Origin of the sequence: Burkholderia sp. KBS0801 (assembly GCF_005937855.2) — a bacterium.
In the GTDB taxonomy this organism is placed as follows: domain Bacteria; phylum Pseudomonadota; class Gammaproteobacteria; order Burkholderiales; family Burkholderiaceae; genus Burkholderia; species Burkholderia ambifaria.
Genome location: NZ_CP042177.1, coordinates 684,303 through 704,911, shown reverse-complemented (window position 1 = coordinate 704,911; position 20,609 = coordinate 684,303). Strand labels below are relative to the sequence as shown.

Genomic DNA, 20,609 nt, shown 5'->3' with positions numbered 1-20,609 from the left:
CGTTACTGCTGCTTGACGGCTTCTGCCGTGATCAGCAGCTTCGTCTTCATCTTGAAGCCGTATTGCTTGCCGTAGTCGAGGCCGAAATCGTCGCGGCTGAATTCGCCGACCGCGTCGACGCCGCACACTTCACGCTTGAGCATCGGGTGCGGCATGCACTTGAACGAGTCGATCTTCAGCGTGACCGGCTTCGTGACGCCATGCAGCGTCAGGTTGCCGACCACCGACACGGGCTTGTCGCCGTCGAACTTGATCGTGCCTTTGTAGTTCGCCTGCGGGAACTTGGCGGCGTCGAAGAATTCGCCCGTCTGCAGATGCTCGTCGAGCTTCGTGCTGCCCGTGTGGATCGACGCGATGTCGGTCGTCACGTCGACCGTACCGGTCTTCGCCGCGCGATCGAGCGTCACGGTGCCGCTCGACTTGTCGAACTTGCCGCGCCAGACCGACAGGCCGCCGAAGTGGTCGGCCTCGAAGCTCGGGTACGTGTGGCTCGGGTCGAACTGGTACGTCGCGGTGTCGGCGAATGCCGAGAACGACAGCGAAGCGGCCAGTGCGCCGGCGGCGATGATCAGATGCTTTTTCAAACTCATTCTCCTGTGAACAGCGCCGCGCCCTCGCGCGGCATTCGGGTAATGCAACAGCGCGCCGCTTACTTCGTGGCGACGAGATGGAACTTGATCTGCACTTCGTCGGCGACGATCGACGTGTCCTTCCACTCGCCGGTGCCGACGTTGAACGCCGAACGCTTGATCGGCAGCACGCCGTCGAAGGTCTGCGTCGCGCCGCTCTGCGCGACCGTGACGGGCACCGTAACGGTCTCGGACTTGCCCTTGATCGTCAGCTTGCCGGTCACGTTGTACTTGTTGCCGCCCGCCGGCGCGATCGCCGACGACGCGAAGGTCGCCTGCGGATACGTCTTCGCGTCGAACCAGTCCTTGCCGGCGACCTGGTCGTTGTACATTTTGTCGCCGAGGTCGAAGCTCGCGATGTCGATCGTCATCTGCGCGCTGCCCTGCGCGGCCTTCGCCGGGTCGAACTTCACCTGCGCGGAGAACTTCTTGAATGCGCCTTCGGTCGGCACGTTCATCTGCTTGGACACCGCGGACACCTTGCTCTTCGCGAGATCGACGTCGGCGTGCGCCGCGCCCGACGCGACAAGTGCCGCCGCGGCGAACGCGGTCAGCATGGAGCGGGAGAAAGACACTTTCATGGGATCCTTCATTTGGCAAAGGGAAGCATTCGCGACAGCAGGCCGTCGCGGTCCAACACCTGGTGCTTGAGCGCCGCGAGCACGTGCAGCGAAACGAGCGCAAGCAGAATGTAATTCAAAGACACGTGAAGCGTCTTGAACGTTTCCTTCAACACCGGATCGGGATCGATCAGGCGCGGCAACGGCACGATGCCGAGGTAGACGACGGGAATGTTCGACGCCGAGCTGTACAGGTAGCCGGTCACCGGGATCACCAGCATCAGCACGTACAGCAGGATGTGCACGCCGTGCGAAGCCGCCCGCTGCCACGCCGGCGTATTGCCCGGCAGCGCCGGCGACGCATGAGTCGCGCGCCACAGCACGCGCACGACGGCCAGCGCGAACGCCGTCACGCCGATCCACTTGTGCCACGAGAAATACTTCAGCTTGGTCGGCGTGAAACCGGGGATGTCCGTCATCACCCAGCCGAGCGCGAAGCCGCAGACGATCAGCAGCGCGATCAGCCAGTGCAGCGCGATCGCGGTCTGCGTGTAACGTGCCGGCCGGGCCGGCAGCGATTTCGATGCCATCTTGGTTTCCTCAGTTGAGCGAACGGCCGCGCCGGTAAATTCGTCCGACGCTTGCCACGGCCGCCATGCTACCGCAACCTTTTGTGCTGCGCGGACTCTGAGGACAGGCGCGCCAGCCGGCCGCCATGTTGATGACATGTTACCGATCGGTCACCCGATAACGGAACGTTGACGCGCCGAAAAGGCCGTTTTGGTAAGATTGGCGCGGCTTCCGGCCCCGTCGGCACACGTTTCCGCCGTCACGCAACCGCCTCCTCCATGCAACGATACGACCTGATTGCCTGCCACGAATGCGACGCACTGTTGCATAAACCGCGCCTGAGCGGTCGCGAAATCGCGCGCTGCCCGCGCTGCGACGCGCTGCTCTACCGCAACAGCACCACGCAGATCGAGCGCATCAGCGCGCTCGCGGTCGCGGCACTGGTCACGTTCGTCATCGCGCAGACCTTCCCGATCCTCGAGATGGACCTGAACGGTACGCGCGTGCAGACGACCTTGCTCGGCGCGATCGAGTCGCTGTGGCACCAGGGCATGGAAGTCGTCGGCGTCATGGTGTTCTGCTCGACCGTGCTGTTCCCGCTCGTCGAGATGGCCGCGCTGCTTTACGTGCTGCTGCCGATCCGCCGCGGCGTCGTGCCGCCGGGCCTCAACCTGGTGCTGCGCACGATCCAGCTCGTGCGGCCGTGGGGGATGATCGAGGTACTCATGCTCGGCATCGTCGTGACGATCGTGAAGATGGTGAGCCTCGCGCGCGTCGTGCCCGACGCCGCGCTGTTCGCGTTCGGCGCGCTCACGCTGATGACGGCCGTCGTGCTGATGTTCGATCCGCGCACGCTGTGGGACATCGCCGACGACCTGCGCGCCGGCCGCGCGCCCGGGCAGCCCGACGGCGCCGCGCCGCCGCAAGACCCCCGCCGATGACGACGCCGAACGCGGCCCGCGAGGGCTACGCCAGCTGTCACGCATGCGGGCTCGTGCAGACGATCGATCATCCGCATGCGCGTTGCGCGCGCTGCGGCAGCAGGCTCCATTTCCGTACGCCGGACAGCATCATGCGCACCTGGGCGCTGCTGCTCGCCGCCGCGATCCTCTATATCCCGGCGAACCTGCTGCCGATCATGCGCACGTCGTCGATCGTCGGCTCGCAGGAGGACACGATCATGAGCGGCGTCATCTATTTCTGGACGTCGGGCGACTGGCCGCTCGCCGTCGTCGTGTTCGTCGCCAGCATTCTCGTGCCGATGCTCAAGCTCGGCGTGCTGCTGATCCTCGTGATCAGTTCGCAGCGCCGCACCACGTGGCGGCCGCTGCAGCGCACGCTGCTGTACCGCATCGTCGAGCGGATCGGCCGCTGGTCGATGCTCGACATCTTCGTCGTGACGCTGACCGTCGCGCTCGTCCATTTCCGTTCGCTCGCCGTCATCACGGCCGGCCCCGGCGCACTCGCGTTCGGCTCGGTCGTGATCCTGACGATGCTCGCGTCGATGCAGTTCGATCCCCGCCTGATCTGGGATCCAGTCGAAACCTCAGGGAAACACCATGAATAGTCCGCAAGGCCCGCAGCACGACGCGTCCCGGCCGCCCGACCCGTCGATCTCGACGAAAAGCGGCTGGCTGCCGTCGCTCGTCTGGCTCGTGCCCCTGATCGCCGCGCTGATCGGCATCGGCCTCGTCGTCAAGTCCGTGCGCGAACGCGGCCCGGAAATCTCGATCAGCTTCCACAGCGCGGAAGGCCTCGAGCCGGGCAAGACGCAGGTCAAGTACAAGGACGTCGAGATCGGCATGGTCAAGACGATCAAGCTGTCGAAAGACCTGTCGCGCGTGCTCGTCCAGGTGCAATTGAAGAAGGAAGCCGAGGACTTCGCGGTCAAGGGCTCGCGCTTCTGGATCGTGCGTCCGCGCGTCGGCGCGACCGGCGTGTCGGGGCTCGGCACCCTGCTGTCGGGCGCGTACATCGGCGTCGACGGCGGCCACGGGCAGGACACGCAGACCGACTTCACCGGGCTCGAATCCCCGCCGGCCGTGACCGGCGACCAGAAGGGCACGCAGTACGTGCTGCGCGGCGATTCGCTCGGCTCCGTCGACATCGGCTCGCCCGTCTACTACCGCCGCGTGCAGGTCGGACAGGTGGTCGGCTTTTCCCTCGACAAGGACGGCACGGGCGTCACCTTCAACGTGTTCGTCAATGCACCGTACGACCAGTACGTCGGCGTGAACTCGCGCTGGTGGCAGGCGAGCGGCGTCGACCTGCGGCTCGATTCGAGCGGCCTGAAGCTCAACACTCAGTCGCTCGCGACGGTGATCCTCGGCGGCATCGCGTTCCAGACGCCGCCGAACCAGGGCACGGGCGCGACCGCACCGAACAACACGACCTTCCGCCTCGGCTCCGACGAGACCGACGCGATGCGCGATCCGGACGGCCAGCCGCTGCAGGTCGTGATGAACTTCAACCAGTCGCTGCGCGGGCTCGGCGTGGGCGCGCCGGTCGACTTCCGCGGCATCGTGCTCGGCGAAGTGACGAACATCGGCATCGACTACGATCCGAAGACCAAGAACTTCCTGATGCCGGTCACGATGAACGTATATCCGGAGCGGCTCGGCCGGCGGTTCCGCGAAACGATCGAGAGCCAGGGCGAACCGGCCCGCCGCGACATCGTCGAGCGCCTCGTCAAGCACGGGCTGCGCGGCCAGCTGCGCACCGGCAACCTGCTGACGAGCCAGCTGTACGTCGCGCTCGACTTCTTCCCGAAGGCGCCGCCCGCGAAGATCGACACCACTCGCCAGCCGCTCGAGCTGCCGACGGTGCCGAACACGCTCGACGAGCTGCAGCTGCAGGTCGCCGACATCGCGAAGAAGCTCGACAAGGTGCCGTTCGACCAGATCGGCGCGAACCTGAACAGCGCGCTGTCGAACGCCGACAAGCTGTTCAAGCAGCTCGACACGCAGATCGCGCCGCAAGCGCGCGATACGCTGTCGGCCGCGCAGCAGACCTTCTCGACCGCCCAGGCCACGCTGCAGCAGGATTCGCCGCTGCAGTCCGACGTGCGCGGCGCGCTGAAGGAGCTCACGCGCACGCTGCAATCCCTGAACGCGCTCGCCGACTATCTGGAGCGCCACCCCGAATCGCTGCTCAAGGGCAAGCCAGGAGATCAACAATGACGACACGCGTGAACGGTTTCGCGAGCGGCGCGGCGGCGGCTGTCGCCGTGCTCGCGCTCGCCGCGTGCAGCTCGCCGCCCGCGCGGTTCTACACGCTGAGCCCGGCCGGCGCCACGGCCGCCGTGCGCACCGCGCCGGCCAACCCGCCGTTCCTGATCGAGGTGCCGTCCGTCGGCGTGCCCGAGCAGGTCGCGAAGAACCAGCTCGTCGTGCAGAAGAATGGCGCGCAGGTCGACGTGCTCGAACAGGAGCGCTGGGCCGCGCCGCCCGCCGACGAGATCCGCCGCGCGCTGTCCGACGATCTCGCCGCGCAGCTCGACACGATCGACGTCGCGAATTCCGCGTACCCGGTCGGCGTGCCCGTCTATCGGATCAGCGTGAACCTGCAGCGCTTCGATTCGTGGCCCGGCAAGCGGGCGGCGATCGATGTGGTGTGGAGCGTGCGCGCGCTCGGCACGCAGGCGGTGATGACGTGCCGCACGAGCGTCGCGGAACCGGTCGGCGATGGCTACGACGCGCTCGTCGCCGGCCACCGGCGCGCGCTCGACGTGATTGCGTCGCAGGCAGCGGCCGGCGTGCGTGCGATGGTAGCGCAGCGCGATGCGACGGCGACGGCGACGCGGACCGCGTCGGCCAAGGCAACGGCCACCGCGCCCGTGCTGCCCTGCCCGGCCAATCCGACGTCAGGCGGCGACGCGGGCGCGACCGGCAAGTCCGGCGCGTAAGCGTGCGGCGCGCGGGCCGGCGTCCGGTGTATTCGCACCTGCCGCCGCATCCGGCACGCGCCGCCCGATAGCGCTCATCGGCGGCAATCCGCGTGCGCGCCGCCGCGCACGTGCCCCCGCCGCCATCGCCGAGGCAGCCGCCCCCGCGCGCCACCCATCGGCCGGACGGCCGCTTTGCACTGTTTGTCAAAATCCGCCGGAACCGGCGCCATGCCATACGGTCGGCTTGCGTTTTCGCGCCCGATTGACGATCCTACGCACTTTCCGGCTCGCGCCGCCTGTCGTGCGCGCCAGCCGGCGGCGATCCGCCCCTGTCCGGTCCGGTCGCCGCGTCTCCCGGGCGCCCGCGCGCGAACCGCGTGCACCGCATCGAGGCAGCCGCATCGCGGGTCGCCGCGTATTTCCGGCCACCTGACCAGCCTTACCGTTCCCCCGGCGCCGTGCCGTGTTCCCGGCCGGCACCCCGAACCCGCCCGTCCAGGGCTTTCGCTATTCCGTTTATGTTTCGTTCCCTGACGACCCTGATCAAGAAGTGGCGCGCGTCGCGCAGTACGGGCCACCAGCTCGACGCGCTGCTCGCGCATGCCGACGCGGACGCGTCGTACGCCGAGCGCAGCGAATGGCTGATCGAGCTCGCGCACTGGCTGCGCCGCAACGGCGCGGTGCAGCCCGCGCCGGACGCGACGGCCGCGCACGACGCCGACACGCGCACGTATCCGGCACACGCGCGGCTGCGCTACCTGTTCCACGTGCTCGACCGCAATCCCGTGTGGAAATCGCACGCGGCGCGCATCCTGCGCGGGATCCTGCGCGAATGCGACGGCATCTCGCTGCTGTGCGACGCGGGGATGCCGGTGCATTCCGGCTTCTTCGGCGCGCTGTTCGAGCGGATCGACTCGTCGCTAATCCCGCCCGCGCCGAACCGCCGCGAGCTGAGCGCGCTGTTCACGCTGATGTTCCCGGCGCCGGAAGACGCGCAATGGATCGACGCGCTGCCCGACGACCTGCTCGCCCGCCTCGCCGACCTGAATTCGTACGACGTCACCGACGAAGAACGCCACGAGCCCGGCTCGTTCTCGCGCGACCTGCTGGCCGCGCTGCACAACCTGACCTGCCAGATCAGCTCGACCGGCCTGTCGCAGACGGTGCGCAGCCGCCTGTCCGACGACGACGCGCGCAAGCCGCTCGAAACGCAGCCGTTCTACCGGCTCACGCGCGCGATGCTCGCGGTCGAGACGGCGCACGCGGCCGTCGAGGAGGGCGGCGATCCGAGCAAGCTGCTGCACGAAGTGAACTACCTGCGCGTGCTGCTAGACGAATGCCGGACCGCGGTCGACGACGTGTTCTCGCACCTGTACCGCAACGGCGTGTCGGTCGACATCGTGTTCCAGGTCGAGCGGATGCGCATGCGCATCCTGCGCGCCGAAACGCTGCTCAACGCGTGGATGGCGCGCGACGACCTGCGCGGGATGACGCGCCTGACGGCCGAGCTCGTCGACGCCAACCAGAACAGCCAGAGCGTGTCGCACCTCGTGCGCAGCAACTTCTCGCTGTTCGCGCGCAAGCTGGTCGAGACCAACGCGGACACCGGCGAGCACTACATCTCGCGCGGCCGCGCCGAATACCTGAAGATGCTGCGGATGGCCGCGGGCGGCGGCCTCGTCACCGTCGCGACCGTGTGCGTGAAGTTCGCGATCACCGGCGCGCATCTCCAGTCGATGCTCGAAGGGCTGCTCGCGGGCATCAACTACGCGGCGAGCTTCATGCTGATGCACTTCCTGCACTTCACGCTCGCGACCAAGCAACCCGCGATGACCGCGCCGACGCTCGCGCGCGAGCTCGACGAAACCGGTCACGACGAAGGCGTGAAGGCGTTCGTCGCATCGGTGATCGCGCTGATCCGCACGCAGGCGGCGGCGATCTCCGGCAACGTGCTCGTCGTGCTGCCCCTGTGCCTGCTCGTGCAGCTGTTCGCGGGCCACCTGCTGCACGGCAACCTGATCTCGCCGGAAAAGGCGCACGCCACGCTGCATTCGTTCTCGCTGCTCGGCCCGACGCCGTTCTATGCCGCGCTCACGGGCGTGCTGCTGTGGTCGTCGAGCCTGCTCGCGGGCTGGGCCGACAACTGGTTCGTGCTGCACCGGGTCGGCGACGCGCTCACATACAACCGCCGGCTGCGGCTCACGCTCGGCGCTGCGGGCGCCGCGAAGCTCGCGCATTTCTGCCGGTCAAACGTCGCGGGCGTGGTCGCGAACGTCGGCCTCGGCCTGATGCTCGGCCTGGTGCCGGCGATCGTCACCGTGTTCCTGTTCCCGTTCGAGGTGCGGCACGTGACGCTGTCGGCCGGCTCGATCGGGATCGCGCTCGGCGTGCTCGGCAAGGACGCACTGAGTACGCCGGAATTGTGGTGGGCCTGCGCCGGCGTGCTGAGCATGGCGATCCTCAACGTGCTCGTGAGCTTCGCGCTCGCGTTCACGATGGCCGTGCGCTCGCGCAGCCTGCGCCGCGCCAAGGTGCGCGCGCTGGTCGGCGCGATCGTGCGCACGGTGCTGTCGAAACCGTCCGCACTGTTCTGGCCGGCCGGCGCCCCGGCCGCGCGAGCGGGCCAGCCGGACTCGCACTGACCGCGACGGTAGCGCGGCGCCCGCCAGGGCGCCGCCGCGCAGGCTGCCCGGCCCGCGGGCGCGGCCGCCGCACGCGCGCAGGCGTCCCGAATCGGACGCAACACCGGCCGCGGCCGCCCGCGCCGCGTACAATGGTGGACTTTTGCACGCCCTCACCCGCCTTATGTCCTCGCCCACCCTGTACGAATTCTTCGCTCCCTGCCCGCGCGGCCTCGAAGCGGTGCTTGCCGCCGAGCTGGCCGAAATCGCCGGCCGCCATCTGGACGGCGCGCCGTTCACCGCGGGCGCGCAGGTCCCGGGCGGCGTTCATTTCCGCGGCGGCTGGGCCGCCGGCATGGCCGCGAACCTCCATTCGCGAATTGCGAGCCGGATCCTGCTGAAGATCGCGCACCGCCCGTACCGCACCGAACAGGACGTCTACGCGCTCGCGCTCGAGCAGCCGTGGGAACGCTGGTTCGCGTCGACGCAGACGCTGCGCGTCGACATCACCGCGATCAAGTCGCCGCTGAAGAGCCTCGAATTCGCGACGCTGCGCGTGAAGGACGCGATCTGCGACCGGATGCGCGAGAAGACCGGCTCGCGGCCGAGCATCGACACCGGCGCGCCGGACGTGCGCGTGTTCGCGTTCCTGACGGCCACCGAGTGCACGCTGTACCTCGATACGTCGGGCGAGCCGCTGTTCAAGCGCGGCTGGCGTCTCGACAAGGGCGCGGCGCCGCTGCGCGAGAACCTCGCGGCCGGCATCCTGCGCCTGACGGGCTGGACGCCCGGCACCCCGCTGTACGACCCGATGTGCGGCAGCGGCACGTTCCTCGCGGAAGCCGCGCAGATCGCGCTCGGCGTCGCGCCGGGCGTCGAGCGCCGTTTCGGCTTCGAAAAGCTCAAGCAGTACGACATCACCGCATGGCAGGGCCTGAAGGTCCCGGCGCTCGACGCGAAGCGCGCGGCGCGCGGCAAGCGCGAGGCGCTCGGCGTGTACGGCAGCGACATCTCCGGCGACATGCTCGAGAAGGCGCGCGCGAACCTCGAGCGCGCGGGCGTGTCGTCGGTGTGGCTCAAGCAGGTCGACGCGCGCGGCATGACGCCGCCGTGCGACGGCCCGGGCATCATCCTCGCGAACCCGCCGTACGGCGAGCGGATCGAGGTGCGCGGCCGCAGCGCGCGCGGTGAGGTACGCGAGACGGGCCGCAACCGCGACAACGACGACGCATTCCGCCGCACCCACACCGACGCGCCGGACAGCGAGTTCTTCAACGCGCTCGGCGATGCGCTCAAGCAGCGCTTCACGGGCTGGCAGGCGTTCCTGCTGACGTCGGACCGGTCGCTGCCGGGCCTGCTGCGGCTGCGCGAATCGGCGAAGACGCCGCTGTTCAACGGCGCGCTCGAATGCCGGCTGTTCCGCTTCGACCTGATCGCCGGCAGCGTGAAGGCACGCCCTGCCGCGCCGGAAGGCGACGCCTGACACGCGAAGCGGCCGCCGCGGCCGCCTGCTGACACCCTGACGACGCCCGGCATCCGCCGGGCGTTTTTCGTTGTGGGGCGCGGAGGCATGCGGTGCCGCGCAGGCCGCGCTTCGATCTGCCCGTCCCATCCGGCCCCCCCGCCGGGACACCGCCGAAGCTGTCGAAGCCACCTTTCGTCAGCACCGCCACGACTACTGACAGCACGCTGTCAGCAGCCCCCCATCACACTGCAGTCCCGGCGCAATGCAAGGCTGGTTTCCATCAACAACCCGAACAACACAAGGAACTCGTCATGACGTCCGCAACTGCAACCTCAACCGCCACCCTCGAACGCGCGATCGCGTGGTTCGACATCCCGTCCCTCGATTTCGACCGGGCGATCCGTTTCTACGAAACCGTGCTGCAAACGACGCTGCAACGCGAAGTCATCGGCGGCGTGCCGATGGCCATGTTCGATCACGAAGCGTCGAGCACGGGCGGCAGTATCGTGTTCGATCCGCAGCAGATGAAGCCGAGCGCGAACGGCGTGCTCGTGTATCTGAACGCCGGCGAGTCGGTCGTCGCGGCGCTCGAACGCGCGAAGCGCGCGGGCGGCGTCGTGCAGGGCTCGGTCGTCGAGCTGCCGAACAACTACGGCTACATCGGCTACCTGATCGATACCGAAGGCAACCGCGTCGGCCTGCACGCACCGAAATGCCACTGAGCGCGTCCACGATCCTGCCGGCGCGGCGCTATCATCGCGAAGTTCCCGTCGCCGTTGGAGTCGAGGTGCAGCCATGACGCGCCGTGCCGACCGCCTGTTCCAGATCGCCGAGCTGTTGCGCGGGCGACGTCTCACGACCGCGCAACAGCTCGCCGACTGGCTGTCGGTGTCGCCGCGCACGGTCTATCGCGACGTGCGCGACCTGCAACTGTCAGGGGTGCCGATCGAAGGCGAAGCCGGCATCGGCTACCGGCTGAACCGCAACGCGAGCCTGCCGCCGCTCACGTTCACAGCCGAGGAGCTCGCGGCGCTCGCGGTCGGCGCGCGGATGCTCGAGACCTGGGGCGGCGCCCGCTTCGCGGGTGGCGCACGCTCCGCGCTCGCGAAGATCGCCTCGGCGATGCCGGCCGACAAGCGCACGGCGCTCGACCGCCTGCCGGTGTTCGCGCCGTCGTTCCACATCGACGAGACGTTCTGCGCGAAGGTCGACGCGATCCATCAGGCGGTCGACACGCACCACATCGTCAGCTTCGACTACCGCGACCGGCTCGGCGCGCACACGCGCCGCCGCGTGTGGCCGCTCGGGCTCGTCTACTGGGGCGGACGCTGGACGATCGGCGCGTGGTGCGAATTGCGCGGCGACTTCCGCACCTTCGACATCGCGCGGATGGGCGACATCACCGTGCACGAGCAGTTTCCGGACATGGAAGGCCGGCGGATCGCCGACTACATGCGGATCGCGGAAGCGCCGATGCGCTGACGCGCGCGGCAGCGGCAAGCCGGATGCCGCCCCGCCGGCTCCGCGCCATTCGAGCGCCGGGGCGTCGGCGCCCCGGCAACGCCCGTCAGCCCTCGAACACCACCGGCCGCTTCGGCCGCTCGTCGACGTGCAGCGAAAACACGTCGGCGCGCGCATAGTGCCCGACCACGTCGAAGTCGTAACGCGCACGCACGAGTTCGCCGGTATCGATGCGCGCGGTCACGAGGCCGGCCTCGCCGATCAGCGGCTCCGTCAGCAGGTCGCCGAGCGGCCCGACGATCACGCTGCCGCCGCGGATCAGCGGCCGCTCGGGATCCCAGCCCGGCACGTCGATGCCGAGCGAGCGCGGCGACGGCTGCACCTGGCACGCGCTCACGACAAAGCAGCGCCCCTCGTGCGCGATGTGCCGCATCGAGCTTTGCCAAAGGTCGCGCTCGTCGACGGTCGGCGCGCACCAGATCTGCACGCCTTTCGCATACATCGCGCAGCGCAGCAGCGGCATGTGGTTCTCCCAGCAGATCGCGGCCCCCGCGCGGCCCGCGGCCGTGTCGACCACCGGAAGCGTCGAGCCGTCGCCCTGCCCCCAGATCAGCCGCTCGGTGCCGGTCGGCATCAGCTTGCGGTGCTTCGCGACGAGCCCGTCGCGCGGGTCGAAGAACAGCGCCGTGCAGTACAGCGTGCTGCCGCCGCGCTCGATCACGCCGACCACGAGGCTCGCCCCCGTGCGCTGCGACAGCGCGGCCAGTTCGTCGGTTTCGGGGCCCGGCACGTCGATCGCCTGCGCGGCGTAGCGCGCATACGCGTCGCGGCCTTCGGGCAACCGGTAGCCGAGCCGCGTGCCGAAGCTCTCGCCTTTCGGATAGCCGCCGAGCACGGCTTCGGGCAGCACGACGAGCGACGCGCCGCTGTCGCGGATCGCGGTTTCGTAGCCGAGGATCGTGTCGAGCGTGGCGCGCGTGCCGGCGGGCGATGCGCCGATCTGCAGCGCGGCGATGACTGAGGTGGACATGAAGGCGTCTCCGGGTGAGTGATGTGACGCCATCTTTATCGATATCATTTCATCGATCAAATCGATACAACGATAACTGACATGAATGCGGATGATATCGCCGGAGTCGACCTGAACCTGCTGAAGGTGTTCGAGGCACTGTACGAGGAAGGCGGCGCGAGCCGCGCGGCGCTGCGGCTCGGCCTCACGCAGTCGGCGGTCAGCGCGGCGCTTGCGCGGCTGCGCGTGATCTACGCCGATCCGCTGTTCGTGCGCACCGGCCGCGGGCTCGCGCCGACGCCGCGCGCGGACGAACTCAAGCCGATCCTGTCCGATGCGCTCGACCGCTGCCGCGAAAGCCTTGCGATCGCGGCCGACGGCGGCGAGCGGGTCGGCCGCACGATCTCGATCGGCTTGTCGGACGACTTCGAGATCGCGCTCGGTCGCGCGCTGATCGACGCGATCGCGCGGGAAGCCGCGGGCATCCGGCTGATCTTCCGGCAGACGCACAGCGGCATCGCGGGCGACGCGCTGCTGCGGCACGGCGTCGATCTCGCGATCGCGTCGGGCGGGTTCTCGGCCAACGGCCTCAGCCGGCGCGCGGTCGCCACGGGCGGCTACGCGTGCCTGATCGATCCGGCCGGCCGCGCGGGAGCGCCGCGCACGCTCGCACTCGCCGAGTTCCTGCAGCGCGATCACGTGCTCGTGTCGTCGGGCGGCGTGATCGGGATCGTCGACGAGGCGCTGGCCGCGCTCGGCCACAAGCGGCGCGTCGTGGCCTCGACCACGCACTTCGCGGCGCTGCCGTACCTGCTCGCCGGCTCCGCCGCGGTGGCGACGATTCCGGCGCACGCCGCACGCGCGATCGCGCAGTCGACGTCGCTGCGCGCCCTCGCGTGCCCGGTCGAGCTGCCGCGTTATCCGGTGGAGATCGGCTGGCGCACAAGCACGCAGCGCGACCCGGCGATCGTGCGCGTGCGGGAGACGATCGCCGGCTGTGTCGCGGCGATCGTCGCGCCGTGAAAAATGGGGGCGCGATTTAGCGTCTCCCGTGCGTTCGGGCCGTTCCATCCGTCGGGGGCGTCCGGGGTCCGGGCCGTTCGGTCCGCTCGGTCCGCGGTCCGTTCGATCCGTTCGATCCGTTCGATCCGTTCGATCCGTTCGATCCGTTCGATCCGTTCGATCCGTTCGATCCGCTCGGTCCGCTCAGGCCGCTCGGGCCGTGCGCCGCTAACGGCCCCGCCGCGCCGCCGATCCGCCACGGCAAATCGGCCACCCGTAGCCACGACACAAACGACCAGGGTCGGATCCGCCCAACGAAGGGGGCCGGCAGCGTCCGGGCGCAACCGGTAAAATGCCGAACCATGAAACCCGAAATCTGGACCCCGCATGTGACCGTTGCAGCGCTCGTCGAGCGCGCCGGTCGCTTTCTCGTGATCGAGGAAGAAACCTCCACGGGCCTGCGCATCAACCAGCCGGCCGGCCATCTCGAAGCCGGCGAGACGCTCGCCGACGCCGTGATCCGCGAGACGCTCGAGGAAACCGCACATCCGTTCGTGCCCGACGCGCTCGTCGGCGTCTATCTCGCGCACTACGACCGCCCCGGCACCGCCGGCGCGACCTACCTGCGCTTCACGTTCTGCGGCACGGCCGGCGAGCCGCTGCCGGGCCACGTGCTCGACGACGGCATCGTCCGCACGCTGTGGATGAGCGCCGACGAACTGCGCGCGTGCAGTGAGCGCCACCGCTCGCCGGCGGTGATGCGCTGCGTCGACGACTATCTCGCCGGGCGGCGCATTCCGCTCGATTTCCTGCATACGCATTCGGTCGCGCCGCGTCCGGACGCATTCGACCGCCAGGCGGTAAGCAAATGACCAAGCGCCGTGTAGTAGTGGGCATGTCGGGTGGCGTCGATTCGTCGGTGACCGCGTGGCTGCTGAAGGAACAAGGGTACGACGTGGTCGGCCTGTTCATGAAGAACTGGGAAGACGACGACGACGGCGAATACTGCTCGACGCGCCAGGACTGGATCGACGTCGTGTCGGTCGCCGACCTGATCGGCATCGACGTGGAAGCCGTGAATTTCGCGGCCGAGTACAAGGATCGCGTGTTCGCCGAATTCCTGCGCGAATACTCGGCCGGCCGCACGCCGAACCCCGACGTTCTGTGCAACGCCGAGATCAAGTTCAAGGCGTTCCTCGATCACGCGATGTCGCTCGACGCGGAAATGATCGCGACCGGCCACTACGCGCGCGTGCGCGAGCGCGACGGTCGCTTCGAACTACTGAAGGCGTTCGATCATACGAAAGACCAGTCGTACTTCCTGCACCGGCTGAACCAGGCGCAACTGTCGAAGACGATGTTCCCGCTCGGCGAGATCCCGAAGACGAAGGTGCGCGAGATCGCCGCGCAGATCGGCCTGCCGAACGCGAAGAAGAAGGACTCGACGGGCATCTGCTTCATCGGCGAACGGCCGTTCCGCGACTTCCTGAACCGCTATCTTCCGACGAAACCGGGCCCGATGAAGACGCCGGACGGCAAGGTGATCGGCGAGCACATCGGCCTCGCGTTCTACACGTTCGGCCAGCGCAAGGGCATCGGCCTCGGCGGCAGCAAGGACGGCAGCGGCGAACCGTGGTTCGTCGCCGCGAAGGACATCGCGTCGAACACGCTGTACGTCGTGCAGGGCCACGACCATCCGTGGCTGCTGTCGCGTCAGCTCGTCGCCGGCAACGTGAGCTGGGTCGCGGGCGAGCCGCCGGCCGACGGCTTCTCGTGCGGCGCCAAGACGCGCTACCGGCAGGCGGACGCCGCGTGCTCGTTCGGCCGGCCCGCGCTCGGCCGGGCCGACGGCGAGCGCTTCTCGCTCACGTTCGACGACGCGCAATGGGCGGTGACGCCCGGCCAGTCGGCCGTGCTGTACGACGGCGAGATCTGCCTGGGCGGCGGCATCATCGAGTTCGCGGCTACCGGCCAGCCCGGCCAGACGGCGCCGGCAGCGGCGGCGGGCCACGCGGGCGCGCTGGCCGAAGCACGCTGACATACATTCGGTTTAGACTTGCGGCACGCCGCGCCCGGCGGAACACGATTCCGCCGCGGCCGGTGCGCCGCCGCGCAGCGTACGCATGGCGGCATTCTCTTACGGAGTCCCCATGCTTTCCAGACGCTACCTCGCGATGTGGTGTGCCGTGCTGTTGCTCGTCGCAGCGGCCGCCCTCGCGTCGATCCACGTGCTTTCCTGGCTGTGGATCATCATCCCCGTCGCCCTCGTCGCCCTCGGCCTGTACGACCTGAAACAGGACCGTCACGCGATCCTGCGGAATTACCCGCTCTGGGGCCATTTCCGCTTCCTCTTCGAATTCATCCGCCCCGAGATCCGCCAGTATTTCGTCGAGGACGACACCGACGAGAAACCGTTCTCGCGCGCGCAGCGCAGCCTCGTCTACCAGCGCGCGAAGAATGTCGCCGACAACCGCCCGTACGGCACCGAACTGAACGTGAAGGCCGTCGCGCACGAATGGATCAGCCACTCGCTCGCGCCGACGAAGCTGCCGAACCACGACTTCCGCATCCGGGTCGGCGCAAACCGCGCGCAGCCCTACGACATCTCGATCTTCAACATCTCGGCGATGAGCTTCGGCTCGCTGTCCGCGAACGCGATCCGCTCGCTGAACCTCGGCGCGAAGAAAGGCGGTTTCGCGCACGACACCGGTGAAGGCTCGCTGTCGAAGTACCACCGCGAGAACGGCGGCGACATCATCTGGGAAATCGCGTCCGGCTACTTCGGCTGCCGCAGCGAAGACGGCACGTTCAACCCGGACAAGTTCGCGAAGCAGGCCGCCGATCCGCAGGTCAAGATGATCGAGATCAAGCTGTCGCAAGGCGCGAAGCCCGGGCACGGCGGCGTGCTGCCGGCCGCGAAGATCACGCCCGAGATCGCCGAGACGCGCGGCGTGCCGATGGGCAAGGACTGCATCTCGCCCGCGACGCACTCGGAATTCTCGACGCCGCGCGGGCTGCTCGAATTCGTCGAGCGGCTGCGCACGCTGTCGGGCGGCAAGCCGACCGGCTTCAAGCTGTGCATCGGCCATCCGTGGGAGTTCTTCGGGATCGCGAAGGCGATGATCGAGACGGGCATCGTGCCCGACTTCATCGTCGTCGACGGCGCGGAAGGCGGCACCGGCGCCGCGCCGCTCGAATTCACCGACCATGTCGGCGTGCCGCTGCAGGAAGGGCTGCTGCTGGTGCACAACACGCTCGTCGGGATCGGCGTGCGCGATCGCGTGAAGATCGGCGCGAGCGGCAAGATCATCACCGCGTTCGACATCGCGCGCACGCTCGCGATCGGCGCGGACTGGGTGAACTCGGCGCGCGGCTTCATGTTCGCGGTCGGCTGCATCCAGGCGCAGCATTGCCACACCGACCGCTGCCCGACCGGCGTCGCCACGCAGGACCCGGTGCGCCAGCGCGCCCTCGTCGTGCCGGACAAGGCCGAGCGCGTGTACAACTTCCACCGCAACACGCTGCATGCGCTGCAGGAGCTCGTGCAGGCGGCCGGCCTCGGCCATCCGTCCGAGCTGCGCGCGCATCACATCGTGCAGCGCGTCGCGCCGCACGAGGTCCGGCTGATGTCGCAGCTGCTGAAGTACCTGAAGCCCGGCGCGCTGCTCGACGGCCAGACCTGCGGCTATTCGCTGTACGACAAGTGGTGGCCGATCGCGCGCAGCGATTCGTTCGTGCTCGGCGAAACCGTTTACGCTTCGATCGACTGACGCGTGAGACCTGCGATCGCCCGTCGCCGGGCGATCCGCCAAAGAGAAAAGCGCCCGCGGGGCGCTTTTCTTTTGTCGGCTCGATCTGCCCGCCGGCAGCGGGTCAGGCTGGCGGCAGCGTGTCGGCGAAGGTCTGCCGCTGCGACAGCTTCACGAAATACTTGTCGAGGTTCGGATGGCGCTCGCGCCAGTTGAGCTCGGGCATCCGGAAGTCGAGGTAGCCGAGCGCGCAGCCGAGTGCGATGTCGGCGAGGGTGTAATGATTACCGACGCACCACGTCTTGCCGCCGAGGCCCTGCGACATCGCGACGAGACCGTCGTCGATCTTGCGCTGCTGGCGCGCGATCCAGCTCGCGCTGCGCTGGGCTTCTTCACGCAGCGTGTGTTCGAGACGGATCGCAACGGCCGCGTCGAGCACGCCGTCGCCCAGCGCTTCCCAGCAACGCACTTCGACACGCTCGCGCCCCGACGGCGGAATCAGCTTGCCGACCGGCGACAGCGTATCGACGTATTCGCAGATCACGCGGGAATCGAACACCGCGGCACCATCTTCCATCACGAGACACGGGACCTTGCCGAGCGGATTCGATGCATGAATGTTCGTCTCCGGCGCCCACACGTTCTCGAGCTCCAGCTTGTAGTCGATCTTCTTTTCAGCAAGCACGATCCGCGCCTTGCGGACGAACGGGCTGCTGAGCGAACCGATTAATTTCATCATCTGCCTTTTTAAGGGAACCGCCGAGAGTATACGTTGTCGTCGATCATAACCGGCCGGCGCGGCCGGGTAGAAAATCGCCCGTCCGGCCTGTGGATGGTTTGCAACAGCCGTCGCGGAGCCCCGTCCGGCGGGGCTTGCGGCCACCGCCCTCACGCGCCGCGTCCGGCGGCGCTACAATCGCACGAATGAACGCGCCCCTCGATACCGCCATCGCCGTCGACGTCTACCGCCAGCGCCGTGAACGCGTGCTTGCCGCACTGCGCGCCGCGGGCGGCGGCGTCGCCATCGTCCCCACCGCGCCGGAAATGCTGCGCAACCGCGATACGGCCTTTCCGTACCGGCATGACAGCTACTTCCATTACCTGACGGGCTTCACCGAGCCGGACGCCGTGCTCGTGCTGAACGCGGCCGGGCACGGCGCGCCGGAGTCGATCCTGTTCTGCCGCGCGAAGAATGCCGACCGTGAGATCTGGGAAGGTTTCCATTACGGGCCAGAGGCCGCGCGCGATGCGTTCGGTTTCGACACGGCCTACGCGGTCGACGTGATCGACACCGAAATGCCGCGGCTGCTCGCCGATGCGGGCACCGTGCACTACCGGTTCGGCGCATCGGCCGAGTTCGACCGCCAGCTCGCCGGCTGGATCGATGCGGTGCGCGCGCAGGCGCGCGCCGGTGTCGCCGCGCCGGACGCGATGCTCGACCTCACGCCGCTGCTCGACGACATGCGGCTCGTGAAGGACGAACACGAGCTCGCGATCATGATGCGCGCCGCGCACATCTCCGCGCTCGCGCATCGCCGCGCGATGCAGGCGTGCCGCCCGGGGATCCGCGAATACGAACTCGAGGCCGAGCTGCTCTATACGTTCCGCAAGCACGGCGCGCAGGCGCCCGCGTACGGCTCGATCGTCGCGGCCGGCGCGAATGCGTGCGTGCTGCACTACCCGGCCGGCAACGCGGCCGCGCAGGACGGCGACCTGATCCTGATCGATGCCGCGTGCGAACTCGACGGCTACGCGTCGGACATCACGCGCACGTTCCCGGCCAACGGGCGCTTCTCGCCCGCGCAGCGCACGCTGTACGACATCGTGCTCGCCGCGCAGCAGGCCGCGATCGACGCGACGCGCGCGGGCGTGCCGTTCGAGGCGCCGCACGACGCAGCCGTGCGCGTGCTCGCGCAGGGCCTGCTCGATACCGGCATCATCCCGAAGACACGCTTCGCGAGCGTCGACGACGTGATCGCCGAGCGCGCGTACGCACGCTTCTACATGCACCGCACCGGCCACTGGATCGGCATGGACGTGCACGATTGCGGCGACTACCGCGAGCGGCTCGCCGAGCGCGACGCCAACGGCGCGCTGCCATGGCGCACGCTGAAACCCGGGATGACGCTCACTGTCGAGCCGGGCCTGTACGTGCGGGCCGCCGAAGACGTGCCGTCCGAATACTGGAACATCGGCATCCGCATCGAAGACGACGCGATCGTGCGCGAGCACGGTTGCGAGCTGATCACGCGCGACGTGCCGGTGGCGGCCGCCGAGATCGAGGCGCTGATGCGCGCGGGCGCGGCGCACGCCGCCTGAGCTTGCCGCAGGCCGCCATCGATCCCTGCCGATCCGCCGTTGACCGTTACCCCGTTTCACGAACACTGATGACGACCGCTTCCTCCCCGGCCACGCCGGACTACGACCTTGCCATCGTCGGCGCGGGCCCCGTCGGACTCGCGCTTGCCGGCTGGCTCGCACGACGCAGCGCGACGCAGCACGCGTCGATCGCGCTGGTCGACGCGCGCGAGCCGGCCGCGAGCGCGAACGATCCGCGCGCGATCGCCGTGTCGCACGGCAGCCGCGTGCTGCTCGACACGCTCGCGTGGCCGGCCGACGCGACGCCGATCGAACACATCCACGTGTCGCAGCGCGGCCACTTCGGCCGCACGCTGATCGACCGGGACGAGCACGACCTCGCCGCGCTCGGCTACGTGGTGCGCTACGGCTCGATCGTGCAGGCGCTCGCGCAGGCGGTGCGCGGCACGCGCGTCGACTGGCTCACGTCGACCACCGCCCGCGCGCCGCAACAGGACGCCGACGGCGTCACGCTGACGCTCGACGGCCCGCAAGGCGAGCGCACGCTGCGCGCGCGCATCGTCATCAACGCGGAAGGCGGGCTGTTCCATGAACAGCAGGCTGATACCGGCAAGCATCGCCGGGACTACGGTCAGACCGCGATCGTCGGCACGGTCACGGTCTCGGCGCCGCGCCCGAACGTCGCGTGGGAACGCTTCACGCATGAAGGCCCGCTCGCGCTGCTGCCGCTTGGCGGCGCCGACTATTCGCTCGTGTGGTGCTGCATGCCCGACGAAGCAGCCCGCCGCGCCGCCCTTCCCGACGCCGAGTTCCTGCGCGAACTCGGCGCCGCGTTCGGCGAACGCATGGGTCGGTTCGTCGCGATCGCCGGGCGCGCATCGTTCCCGCTCGGCCTGACCGCGGCGCAGACGCTCGTCAACGGACGCATCGCGATCGTCGGCAATGCCGCGCAAACGCTGCATCCGGTCGCCGGCCAGGGCCTCAACCTCGGGCTGCGCGATGCGCACACGCTCGTCGATTCGCTGTCCACGCAAGGCTTCGAAGCGACCGCGCTCGCGACCTTCAACGCGCGGCGCGCGCTCGACCGGCGCTTCACGATCGGCGCGACCGACACGCTCGCGCGCCTGTTCACGGTCGAGGCCGGCCCGCTTCCGCTGCTGCGCGGCGCGGCGCTCACCGCGCTCGAATTCGTGCCGCCGCTGAAGAAGGCGATCGCGCGCCAGATGATGTTCGGCCAGCGCAACTGACGCGCGGCGCACCGCGCGTCAGTTGCGCACGTCAGTTGCGCGCAGCCTGATCACGCAAACCGGGTCAAATCGGCGGCCCATGGGAATACGG

At 68.9% G+C, this 20,609-nt stretch carries 19 protein-coding genes; 14 read left to right on the top strand and 5 right to left on the bottom strand.

Annotation, left to right across the window (positions count from 1 at the left end; translation table 11 throughout):
• Positions 1 to 2 precede the first annotated feature (2 nt).
• The 3 genes from FFI87_RS03430 to FFI87_RS03420 all read right to left on the bottom strand — a co-directional run bounded on the left by FFI87_RS03430 (position 3) and on the right by FFI87_RS03420 (position 1,779).
• Positions 3 to 584, bottom strand: a complete 582-nt coding sequence (locus FFI87_RS03430) for a YceI family protein (protein WP_012363124.1) — start codon at positions 582 to 584, stop codon at positions 3 to 5.
• 65 nt (positions 585 to 649) lie between these two features.
• The gene (locus FFI87_RS03425) at positions 650 to 1,210 is read right to left on the bottom strand and encodes a YceI family protein (protein WP_138848224.1); all 561 of its coding nucleotides are present in this window, start codon (positions 1,208 to 1,210) and stop codon (positions 650 to 652) included.
• An 8-nt stretch (positions 1,211 to 1,218) separates the two neighbouring features.
• On the bottom strand, positions 1,219 to 1,779 hold the full coding sequence (locus tag FFI87_RS03420; RefSeq protein ID WP_138848225.1) for a cytochrome b: 561 nt from the start codon (positions 1,777 to 1,779) through the stop codon (positions 1,219 to 1,221).
• 258 nt (positions 1,780 to 2,037) lie between these two features.
• Here FFI87_RS03420 and FFI87_RS03415 point away from each other — a divergent pair, with 258 nt between their 5' ends.
• From FFI87_RS03415 to FFI87_RS03380, 8 genes are all read left to right on the top strand, one after another.
• Positions 2,038 to 2,700, top strand: coding sequence for a paraquat-inducible protein A (locus tag FFI87_RS03415; protein WP_012363121.1), 663 nt, complete (start codon positions 2,038 to 2,040; stop codon positions 2,698 to 2,700).
• Positions 2,697 to 3,326, top strand: a complete 630-nt coding sequence (locus tag FFI87_RS03410; RefSeq protein WP_012363120.1) for a paraquat-inducible protein A — start codon at positions 2,697 to 2,699, stop codon at positions 3,324 to 3,326. The genes FFI87_RS03415 and FFI87_RS03410 overlap by 4 nt, the downstream gene beginning before the upstream one ends.
• Positions 3,319 to 4,938 carry an intermembrane transport protein PqiB gene (locus tag FFI87_RS03405; protein WP_138848226.1) on the top strand — a complete coding sequence of 540 codons (1,620 nt, stop codon included), beginning with the start codon at positions 3,319 to 3,321 and terminating at the stop codon, positions 4,936 to 4,938. The genes FFI87_RS03410 and FFI87_RS03405 overlap by 8 nt, the downstream gene beginning before the upstream one ends.
• A complete protein-coding gene (locus tag FFI87_RS03400) occupies positions 4,935 to 5,663 on the top strand; it encodes a membrane integrity-associated transporter subunit PqiC (protein WP_138848227.1) in 729 nt (242 codons plus the stop codon). Before FFI87_RS03405 ends, FFI87_RS03400 begins: the two co-directional genes overlap by 4 nt.
• A 500-nt stretch (positions 5,664 to 6,163) precedes the next feature.
• Positions 6,164 to 8,287 carry a site-specific recombinase gene (locus FFI87_RS03395; RefSeq protein WP_138848228.1) on the top strand — a complete coding sequence of 708 codons (2,124 nt, stop codon included), beginning with the start codon at positions 6,164 to 6,166 and terminating at the stop codon, positions 8,285 to 8,287.
• 163 nt (positions 8,288 to 8,450) lie between these two features.
• Positions 8,451 to 9,749 carry a class I SAM-dependent RNA methyltransferase gene (locus tag FFI87_RS03390; protein WP_138848229.1) on the top strand — a complete coding sequence of 433 codons (1,299 nt, stop codon included), beginning with the start codon at positions 8,451 to 8,453 and terminating at the stop codon, positions 9,747 to 9,749.
• A 293-nt stretch (positions 9,750 to 10,042) separates the two neighbouring features.
• Positions 10,043 to 10,453: a VOC family protein gene (locus FFI87_RS03385; RefSeq protein WP_012363116.1), complete on the top strand. Its 411-nt coding sequence runs from the start codon at positions 10,043 to 10,045 to the stop codon at positions 10,451 to 10,453.
• A gap of 73 nt (positions 10,454 to 10,526) precedes the next feature.
• Positions 10,527 to 11,213 carry a helix-turn-helix transcriptional regulator gene (locus FFI87_RS03380; protein WP_006751907.1) on the top strand — a complete coding sequence of 229 codons (687 nt, stop codon included), beginning with the start codon at positions 10,527 to 10,529 and terminating at the stop codon, positions 11,211 to 11,213.
• An 85-nt stretch (positions 11,214 to 11,298) separates the two neighbouring features.
• On the opposite strand, the gene FFI87_RS03375 is transcribed toward FFI87_RS03380, so the two are convergent.
• Complete coding sequence (locus tag FFI87_RS03375) at positions 11,299 to 12,222, bottom strand: carbon-nitrogen hydrolase family protein (protein WP_138848230.1); 924 nt, start codon at positions 12,220 to 12,222, stop codon at positions 11,299 to 11,301.
• 81 nt (positions 12,223 to 12,303) lie between these two features.
• Between FFI87_RS03375 and FFI87_RS03370 the strand changes: the two genes are divergently transcribed.
• The 4 genes from FFI87_RS03370 (at position 12,304) to FFI87_RS03350 (ending at position 16,973) form a co-directional block, all read left to right on the top strand.
• Positions 12,304 to 13,224: a LysR family transcriptional regulator gene (locus tag FFI87_RS03370; protein ID WP_138848231.1), complete on the top strand. Its 921-nt coding sequence runs from the start codon at positions 12,304 to 12,306 to the stop codon at positions 13,222 to 13,224.
• Between the two features lie 341 nt (positions 13,225 to 13,565).
• Positions 13,566 to 14,075, top strand: coding sequence for an NUDIX hydrolase (locus tag FFI87_RS03360; RefSeq protein WP_006751904.1), 510 nt, complete (start codon positions 13,566 to 13,568; stop codon positions 14,073 to 14,075).
• Positions 14,072 to 15,241 (top strand): tRNA 2-thiouridine(34) synthase MnmA, encoded by a 1,170-nt coding sequence (gene mnmA, locus FFI87_RS03355; protein ID WP_012363112.1) that lies wholly within the window; start codon positions 14,072 to 14,074, stop codon positions 15,239 to 15,241. Before FFI87_RS03360 ends, mnmA begins: the two co-directional genes overlap by 4 nt.
• A gap of 112 nt (positions 15,242 to 15,353) precedes the next feature.
• On the top strand, positions 15,354 to 16,973 hold the full coding sequence (locus tag FFI87_RS03350; protein ID WP_138848233.1) for an FMN-binding glutamate synthase family protein: 1,620 nt from the start codon (positions 15,354 to 15,356) through the stop codon (positions 16,971 to 16,973).
• Between the two features lie 103 nt (positions 16,974 to 17,076).
• Here the strand turns inward: FFI87_RS03350 and FFI87_RS03345 are convergent, their stop codons facing one another.
• Complete coding sequence (locus FFI87_RS03345) at positions 17,077 to 17,691, bottom strand: glutathione S-transferase family protein (protein ID WP_041489763.1); 615 nt, start codon at positions 17,689 to 17,691, stop codon at positions 17,077 to 17,079.
• A gap of 185 nt (positions 17,692 to 17,876) precedes the next feature.
• Between FFI87_RS03345 and FFI87_RS03335 the strand changes: the two genes are divergently transcribed.
• Positions 17,877 to 19,271, top strand: a complete 1,395-nt coding sequence (locus tag FFI87_RS03335; protein WP_138848234.1) for an aminopeptidase P N-terminal domain-containing protein — start codon at positions 17,877 to 17,879, stop codon at positions 19,269 to 19,271.
• 68 nt (positions 19,272 to 19,339) lie between these two features.
• Positions 19,340 to 20,518: a UbiH/UbiF/VisC/COQ6 family ubiquinone biosynthesis hydroxylase gene (locus FFI87_RS03330; protein ID WP_138848235.1), complete on the top strand. Its 1,179-nt coding sequence runs from the start codon at positions 19,340 to 19,342 to the stop codon at positions 20,516 to 20,518.
• The last annotated feature ends 91 nt before the right edge of the window (positions 20,519 to 20,609 follow it).